The 1150-nt window shown below is 74.1% G+C and carries 2 protein-coding genes; both read right to left on the bottom strand.

All coding sequences use genetic code 11. From position 1 onward, the window contains the following. Window positions 1-366: 366 nt before the first annotated feature. Window positions 367-849 carry a YidB family protein gene (locus FV230_RS28585; protein WP_147844759.1) on the bottom strand — a complete coding sequence of 161 codons (483 nt, stop codon included), beginning with the start codon at window positions 847-849 and terminating at the stop codon, window positions 367-369. Window positions 850-1006: 157 nt separating this feature from the next. Next, a partial coding sequence (locus FV230_RS28580; protein ID WP_147844758.1) for a BA14K family protein occupies window positions 1007-1150 on the bottom strand: 144 nt, incomplete at its 5' end.

The raw sequence follows: 1150 nt of genomic DNA, 5'->3' as shown, positions 1-1150 counted from the left end.
GCGGAGCCCGAGGCCGACGAGACCGAGCCGGTCGGACGCGTCGTCCTGCTCGCCGGCCTCCTGGTCCTGCTGGTGCTCGGGACGATCCTGGTCCTGGCCTGAGATGCGGAGCGAGGCGGCCGGGCCTGTCGATCCGGTCCGCGCGCCATCGCGTTGGCCCCACGAAGCCTGCGCTGCGCCGCGCAGGCTGAGGCGTCACGAAAGGCTGCGCTTCGCGGCCGCCGAGCCGTTGACGCAGTCGACGCACCCTTCCCGCCGTACATCGGACGGCCCCGATCCCGGGCCGCATGCGCGACGATCCACGAGACGACGCGGCGCGCCCTGACGGCCGGCGCCTTCGCGCGCCGGCCGCATCGTCGTTCGGCGTCAGGCGAGCTTGCGACCGTCGGCGGCGTAGCGGTCGATGGCCAAGGGCAGCTCGCGCGAGAGGCGCGACAGGAGCGCGGAGCGGCTCAGGCCGGTCTGCTGGGTCAGGTGGTCGAGGGTCTCCGGGCCGATGGCGCGCTCGAGATCGGCCTCGTGGATGTCGCGGTTGGCGCCCTGGTTGATCCAGGAATTCGCCGTCTCGCCGTGGCCGCCCTTGGTGAAGTGGTCGACGAGCTCGCTCAGGCCGCTGGCGATCAGGCCGCCGACGCCGGCCGAGCCAACGCCACCGAGGAGCCCGCCCAGGCTCGAGAGGCCGCCGCTGCCGGACGAGGTCGTGGAGCGGCTCGACACCGGCGGAATCGTCGCGTGCCCCGGCGTCGCATCATGCCCCTTCAGGAGCTCGGCGAGCTTGTCGCGGTTCTGGTAGCCGGCCACGGCCAGAAGGCCCAGCAGCGCGGTCATCGAGGGATAGCCCTTGCTCATCGGTCGTCCTTTTGGGTTGGAAGGTGGAAGGTCCGGCACCGGACCGGTGCTCGAAGGGAGCGGGAGCGCGCGCCGCCCGCCGATCCGCGCGGCGTCCCGCGCGCTCAGGATCGGGGGACCGGACCCGCAGCGTTGGCGAGCCCGGCGGGGTCTGCGATCACGGGCAGGGGTGACGGTCGCCGTCGTTGCCGAGGTAGGTCCCGCTGGCGGCATCGTAGGAGCGGAAGCGGCGCGCGCAGGCGGCGACCGCCACGGGATCCGGGGCGCCCTGCACCACCACCGGCGCGGCGGTGGGCGCGGG

Origin of the sequence: Methylobacterium sp. WL6, from assembly GCF_008040095.1 — a bacterium.
In the GTDB taxonomy this organism is placed as follows: Bacteria; Pseudomonadota; Alphaproteobacteria; order Rhizobiales; family Beijerinckiaceae; genus Methylobacterium.
This window is presented reverse-complemented; position numbering and strand designations above follow the sequence as displayed.

Excerpts from the sequence above, each read along its gene's own strand:
- FV230_RS28585 (WP_147844759.1), bottom strand. The coding sequence starts at position 849 with ATGAGCAAGGGCTATCCCTCGATGACCGCGCTGCTGGGCCTTCTGGCC.